This window comes from bacterium (assembly GCA_021372615.1).
Taxonomy (GTDB): domain Bacteria; phylum Armatimonadota; class Zipacnadia; order Zipacnadales; family UBA11051; genus JAJFUB01.
The window spans coordinates 1-7,349 of record JAJFUB010000167.1; the positions used below are offsets into that span (position 1 = coordinate 1).

Annotated in this window: 3 protein-coding genes; 2 read left to right on the forward strand and 1 reads right to left on the reverse strand. The window is 71.0% G+C overall.

Features of this window, described 5'->3' with window-relative positions; all coding sequences use genetic code 11:
* The coding region (locus tag LLH23_23355) for a LamG domain-containing protein (protein MCE5241413.1) at positions 1 to 2,634 on the reverse strand (2,634 nt) is incomplete at its 3' end.
* Positions 2,635 to 2,930: 296 nt separating this feature from the next.
* Between LLH23_23355 and LLH23_23360 the strand changes: the two genes are divergently transcribed.
* On the forward strand, positions 2,931 to 6,752 hold the full coding sequence (locus LLH23_23360) for a HEAT repeat domain-containing protein (protein MCE5241414.1): 3,822 nt from the start codon (positions 2,931 to 2,933) through the stop codon (positions 6,750 to 6,752).
* A gap of 129 nt (positions 6,753 to 6,881) precedes the next feature.
* The gene (locus LLH23_23365) at positions 6,882 to 7,235 is read left to right on the forward strand and encodes a DUF4405 domain-containing protein (GenBank protein MCE5241415.1); all 354 of its coding nucleotides are present in this window, start codon (positions 6,882 to 6,884) and stop codon (positions 7,233 to 7,235) included.
* Positions 7,236 to 7,349: the final 114 nt, after the last annotated feature.

The following is a 7,349-nucleotide window of genomic DNA, read 5'->3' on the forward strand; positions in this document are numbered from 1 at the left end:
CTGGGTGCCGTCCGTCAGCGACGTGATGCGGTGGGCGGCGTAGTCGGTGGGGCGCAGTTGCCAGGCGCCGTCGGGAGCCTGGGCCAGGCGGAACTGCTCCCCCTGCGTCCGCAGCTTCGCCCGCACGGACTCGGGGAAGTAGCGCGCCAGCCGCAGGCGCTCGTAGCGGCCCAGCATCGTCAGGTACTCGTCCTGCCGGGCGTTCGGGGGCCGGGCGCCCGCGGCCACCCCCTCCAGCGACATCGAATAGTCCCACCCCAGGCACTTGCCGCAGAAGTACTCCATGTCTTCGGGGAGCATCTCGGCATGGTCGGGCGCGGGGCCGGTGATGACCCACCAGCCCATGTGACCCGGCAGCATCTCGCTCGCGCTGTGCTTCTCCAGGCTGGCACAGTGCAGGTCGGTGAAGCGGTTGAAGCCCCACAGGGGATGATCCCAGGCCCCGACGCGCGAGTGGAACGGCCACGCTCCCCAGGAGCCCGAGCTGGACTCTACCATCGTCTGCCCCTTGAGGCGGGTGAAGATCGCCCGCTTCATCTTGGCCACCGCGTGGGTCGTCTTCATCCCCTCCGACCCGTCCATGTAGATCATGTCGGTGCCGCAGGTGTTGAACACATCGGCGATGCGCTGGGCCATCTCGTCCAGCAGCGTGCTGCTTTCATCCGGGAAGTAGCAGCAGTAGCTGGCGACCAGATGGTCGGCTCCGCTGCCCTTGTCATGCGCCGCCGCCCGCGTCTTCCATTGCCCCCGGGTGCAGTCAGTGAAGCCGTACGGTGGCTCCTGCGCCAGCCCCTTGTAGGCGATGATCTCCTCGCCGATCTGGATGGTGTTGCCGGTGCTCACGTCGCTCCAGAAGGTCTTCAGCCCTTCGGGCTTCTCGACCGTGGGGATGAACTTGTCGTCGGGCCCGACGGCAGCGGCGAGGGTGAAGTGCGCGTCCTTGGTCAGGCGCGAGTCCGGCACGGGGCTCACCCACGGGTCATCCACCTGGATGCACCCGGTCAGGGTGTGCATGCCCACCTTGAACCCGGCTGCATGGAGCTTCGTGACGACCTGCTTGAGGCCCGCCATGCCGTGCGGGAAGAGGTCCGGATGGGGCTCATAGTGCCCCATCTTCCACCACCAGGGGCACAGGTGGATCTCATCGAAGCCGCCCCGGCGACCGAGGGCGATCCACTCGTCCACGTTCTTCTCCGAGACGGTCGCGAACAGGTACGAGCCGCGGTTCTGCTCGGCATCCAGCGCGAAGGGCCCGCCGACCGGCGAGTTGGGCAGCCCCTCGGTGCGCACGACCGTCTTCAGCACCTCGCGCACCGTCTTGGTCGGGCTACCCACGAGGGCCGTCCGCGCCCCGACGAGGCCGTACTGCCGCACGCAGCGCGGCAGGAACGTTGGTCGGGGTGCGCCGCCCACCAGGCTGACTTCCGCCTGCAGGTTCAGGGGCACGACCGCCGCGGCGAAGTCATCATCGGCGGCCCACGCCACGGAGCCGCTGAGGCGCTTGGCAGGGCTGACGGCCAGGGCCCCGAAGACCATCTCATCGGCCTCCGGGTCGCTGACCGAGGCGACCTCCAGGACGAAGCAGCGATCCTTCGGGGTGACCTTGACCTGCGCGGTGAGGCCGGACTTGCCGAAGGTGAAGTCCAGCACGCCGGCGCGGTAGGTACACGCCGAGGGGCGGTAGGTGATGCCGGCGCGCTTGATGGTGACGAAGTCCATCGGGGGCCGGGCGCAGTGGTCCTGTCCGGTGGCCTTGTCCACGAAGGCCACGACCCGCCCCCGCCTGTCCAGCGCCACCCGCGTCAGCTTGTTCTCGAGCGTGAAGGCGGGCTGTGCCGGCGGCGCCGGGATCTTGACGTAGGGAGCTTCGCCCGGACCGGCCGCAGCATGGGTGGCGGCGCCGGCGGCGTAGGCGGCGGCGACCTCGGCGGCGCTCAGTGCCCGCTTGTAGAGACGCACCTCATCAATCATGCCCGTGTGGCACGCCTGGGCATTCCCCCAGGTGCCGATCTGCAGGTCGCCAGAGAACCCGACCGGGTAGTCCCACGTGGCCGTTCCGACCCGCTTCCCGTTCACGTACGTCTCGATGGTGGGGCGGCGGAAAGTCGCGGTCAGGTAGACCCACTCGCCGGGTTTGACCTGGCCCAGCGTGGCGCTCGTCTCAGCCCAGTCCGTGCCGAGCAGGGGCCCCTTCCCGGGCTTGCCCATGCGGAAGCTGCAGCCGTTGTCGGCCACGAAGATCAGGAACCCGCCGGGGCACCAATTGCCGCTGCTGATGATGTTCGGGTAACGCCCGCTCTTCTCCCAGTACACCCAGGCCGACACGGTCATCTCGTTCGAGCCGTCCAGGCCGGGCACGCCGGGGACCGACACGTAGGCATCACGCCCGCCAAAGTACAGGGCCGTGCCGAACCTGCCTTTCACCCACTCGGCGCCGCGGATGTCCCCGTCATTCCCGCGACCCGAGCTGTCGGCCAGCACGTCACCTTCGCCCTCGTCACAGCGCCAGTCGCCCAGCAACGCCGGGTCGGGGCTCGCCTGGCCCGCCGGGGCCTGGGCGCTCAGGGGCGCGCTTCCCAGGCACGTCAGCGCAACAACCAGGGCGATCGCATGAAGTCCTGACATCCGGCACATGGGGGGCCTCCCGAGGGCCGCTGCCGCGTTCGCCCACCCGAGGAGCGGACAGCGGCGCGGCGGCATGGTTCGCCGTCATGCATCGCTTGCCCATTCCCTGCCGACCGGCCCGAACCTCCGCCCCCGGCCTGACGCGGGGGAGGAAGCGTCCGCCGGGCGGGGAAGTGGGGGGCACGCGCGGCCCGGGGAGACCCCGGGGCGAGGCGCCACGACCAGGGCGGGGTGTCGGTGTCAGACTGCGCAGCAGTCTGGGCCGACAGGGACCCCGCCGGGTTCAGTGCTGGAGGCTCGCAGGGATGCTCACATGCTCACGTCTTGCGAAGGCCGTCGTCCTGGCTATCGCGCTGGCCGCCGTCGTCCTCCCGGCCGGCGCACAGGATGAGTTGCACGCCAAGATCGAGGAGAACCTCGCCAAGATCCGGCCCTACACCCTGTACGGCAACGAGGGCGCGGCGAACGCGCTGCTGGAGCTGGCCCCGCAGATGCACGAGGCCCGGCCCGAACTGATCGCGGCGCTGGCGGAGAAGCACATGGTGGTGCGCTGGTCGGTAGCGCGGGTGCTGGGGACCATCGGCCCCGAGGCCCGCGCGGCCGTGCCCGCGCTCGCCGAGGCTCTGCCCACCAGCGAATGGTACGCGCAGGTCATGATCGCCTGGGCGCTGGGGCGCATGGGCGCGGCGGCGACCGAGGCCGTGCCGGCGCTGGCCGAGGTCCTGGGCAAGTCCAAGGACGTCTGGGTCAAGCGCGAGGTGGCGGTGGCGCTCGGCGCCATCGGGCCGGGGGCGAGCGCGGCGCTGCCGCAGCTCAAGACGGCGCTGCAGGATGCCAATGCCTTCGTGCGGGTGGCGGCGGCCACATCGTTGGTCCAGGTGGGCGGGGACGCGAGCGGCGTCCCGCTGCTGATCGAGGCGCTGCAGGACCCCGACCTCGTGGGCCCGCGCGTGGCGGCAGATGCGTTGGCGGAGCTGGGCGAGGCTGCCCGGCCCGCGCTGCCGGCGCTCATCGCCACGCTGAAGAACCCGGCGCCCTGTGCGCAGGTCGCGGCGGCACGGGCCCTGTGGCTGATTGCCAGGAGCCAGCAGGGCGTCCCCATGCTGATCGCGGCGCTGCGCAACACCGATGAGCCGGAGGTGCCCGAGCGCGCCTCCGCTACGCTGAAGCTCATCGCGGCCGCGACCGGCCGGAAGTTCCCCGAGCCGCCGGCCGCGCCGGTCGCCGCGCGCCCGCTGGTCTTCAACGCCGAGGAGTGGTCCGGCCCTGCCGAACTCATCGTGAAGGACCAGTGGAAGCCAGGGAAGTGGAACCTGTGGACCAAAGACGCGCCCGGGTGGTCGCGCGGGGTCATCCTCGCCGCGCCCAGTGTCGCGCAGGACCGCGCGACGCCCGAGGATGGCGCCGCGGTGCTGCACACGCACCTCACGGGCATCCCGGCGGGCACGTATGCCGTGACGGTCGAGCACGCGCGGGCCCTGGGCGTGTCGCTGGATGAGGGGAAGACATGGCGCAAGCTCGCAGGCGGCGGCAGCGTGGGGACGGTCGCCATCAAGGACGGCGTCTTCGACCTGTGGGTGGATGACCGCTACGCCGATGACGGCAAGCCCGGCCCGCACTACTACAACACGGTCACCCTCAACCCGGCGGTCATCGCGCCCCCGCCGCCGCCCCGCAAGCCGGTCCGCGGGTGGGCCACGCAGCGCGTGTGGGAGCGCCTCGACCGGGGCCTAACGGCCCTCCGCACCGGCGAGGGTGTGTACCTGAGCTGGCGGCTGCTGGCCGACGACCCCACGGACATCGCCTTCAACATCTACCGCGCCGACGGCACGGGCCCGGCCCGGAAGCTCAACACGGCGCCGATTGCTGCCACGACCGACTTCCTGGACCGCAGCGCGCCGGCCGGGGGCGGCAGCCGCTATGGCGTGGCGCCGGTCGCCCAGACCAAGGCCCCCGCGCCCTCGCAGGCAGTGGCCCTGCCCGCCACGGACCTGCCGTATCTGCCCATCAAGCTGCAGGGCGACGTCCGGCCGCAGACCGTCGGCATCGGCGACCTCGACGGTGACGGGCGCATGGACATCGTCGTCAAGCAGCCCGATACGCAGATCTGGGGGTTCATGTACACCTGGTACCGCAGCCCGGGGACCTACAAGCTGGACGCCTACAACGCCGACGGCAAGTTCATGTGGCGGCAGAGCATGGGCTGGGGGATTGAGATGGGCCTGTGGTTCTCGCCCTATGTCGTGCACGACCTGGACGGCGACGGCCGGGCCGAGGTCGCCCTCAAGGGCACCGATGCCGACCCCCGCGATGCCGAGGGCATGGTCAACCAGGGCAAGGAGTACGTGACGATCCTGGACGGCATGACCGGCAAGGTGCGCAGCCAGGCGGAGTTCCCCGGCCGCGCAGGCTTCGGCACCTCGGGCAAGCCCGGGGATGTGGCCGCCCGCAACCAACTCGCCATCGCCTACCTCGACGGCAAGACCCCCTGCGTCATCGCCGAGCGCGGGACCTACGGCCTGCAGAAGGTCATCGCCTACCAACTCAACAAGGGCCGTCTCGAGATCCTGTGGCGCTGGGACAACGCCGAGGGGGAGCGCAAGTTCTATGGCCAGGGTGCACACACGCTCCACGCCGCCGATGTGGATGGCGACGGCCGGGATGAGGTGATCCTGGGCTCCGCGGTGCTCGACGACGACGGCGCGCCGCTGTGGTCCACGGGCCGGGGCCACCCGGACGTGTGCGAGGTCGGTGACTTCATCCCGACCAACCCCGGCCTGGAGATATTCTACACGCTGGAGAACCCCCAGAAGCAGAACGGGACCTGCATCGTGGACGCCCGCACCGGCAAGTTCCTGTGGGGCCACCCGGGCGAGACGTTCCACGTCGGCTCAGGACAGGTCTCGGACATTGACCCGGCCCATCCCGGCTGCGAGGCCTGGGCGGCGGAGGACCCCAAGAGCGGCGCCTTTGGCAGTGGCCCCCCGCCCCGGTGGCTGTACTCGGCGGCCGGGGAGCTGCTGGCCCAGGGCAACGACGTGCCCCGCACCACCTCAGTGGCCTACTGGGACGGCGACACCCAGCGCGAACTCCTGCGCGGCCAGCCGTCGGACTTCCAGGGCGGTACATACCCGCCCGCGATCCAGGGCCAGGTGCTCGCCGTGGCCGATGTGACCGGCGACTGGCGCGAGGAGGTCATCACGTCTCTGCCTGGTGAGGTGCGCATCTATACCACGACGGTTCCCGCTACCGACCGCCGCGTCTGCCTGCTGCAAGACCCGACGTACCGGCTCGCCCTCGCCGACGTCTCATCGGGCTACTACTCCCAGCCCATGCTGGGCTACACCCCGACCTCCGACCGTAGCAGCGCCCTGATCTCGGGGCCCCAGGACGGCCTCGCGGTCCGCGAGGCCAACCCGTGCATGGTGACGGTGATCGCCGGGGCACGCGAGGCCCTGGCCGGCACGCTGGCCCTGGCCTGCGGCCCGGAGGCGACCATCGAGCCCGCTACCTTCCCGGTGTCGCTGGCAGCGGGGCAGACCACCAACCTGCCGTTCGCCGTGCGCCTGGCCCGGCCACCGTCGCTGCTGGCCGGCCGCGCCCAGGTGACAGTGACGGCCACGCTCCGCCCCACTGCCGGCGAGGCCCTGCAGGCACGCGGCTCGCTGCCGGTGAGGAACGAGCCCATGGCCGGCGTGCCGCTGACGAACGCGGGGGACTTCGTGGAGCAGGTCGGGGGCGAGGGGCGGCGGCGCACGGACAAGCCCAACTCGGCGGGGGCGGCGTTCTCGCACTGGAACTGGACAGGCCACCGGGTGTCGTGGGAGATCACGGTGCCGCAAGCCGGGCGCTACCACCTGGTCTTCCGCTATGCCAACTCCTTCGGGGCCATGGCGGAGCGCAGCCTGCTGGTGGACGGCAAGGCCCTGCCGGGAGCCGAGCGCGTGCAGTTCCCGCCGGTCGGCACGGTCATGGACGAGTGGGCGACCATGCCGGTGCGGCTGGCGAACGGCTCACTGGCCATCTGGGAGCTGGCTGCGGGGGTCCACCGCATTACCATGGAGAACACGAACGACCACTGGCTGAACCTGGACCAACTGGCGTTCGTGCCGGTGGCCACGGGGTAGACCAACCGTTCCACGGAACACAGGCAACCCGCCAACCGTCCTCAATCCAGGCGTGCCCGGGGTCCCGGGGCTCACCGCCCCGGGGCAGGTGGCGCCAGCCCAAGGCATTGTGTCACGGAGGATTCACAGATGCGGAGAGTTACGTCCATTCTGCTGACGCTGTCGTTCGTGCTCGTGTCGGTGACGGGCCTCGTCATGGCCCTGAGGCCGCGTCACGCCCCGCCGCCCGGCTTCGGAGCGGGGAGCCAGATGAGCGCGCCGCCGGAAGCCGGCGAAGCGGCGGAGCCGGGCGAGTTCCAGAGGCCCGAGGGCCCGGGCGAGCGTCGCCAGCCGCTCTTCCCCAAGAAGCTTCACGAGCTGGCCGGCTTCGTTGCCATCCTCGCCGGCCTGATCCACATCGTGCTGAACTGGCGGCCACTGCTGTGCCACTTCGGCCTGCGCCGCCGGTCGGGCGCGGCAGCGGACGCGTGCTCCCCGACGTAGGCTAGTGCCGTGCCCCGCAGGTTCGCGGACTGAGGGTGCCACTGCCAGCAGTAGGCGGGGGGGGTCGCGTCGTGTGCGACGGGCCCCACCGCCGGTCGTGGGGCCCGTCGCACA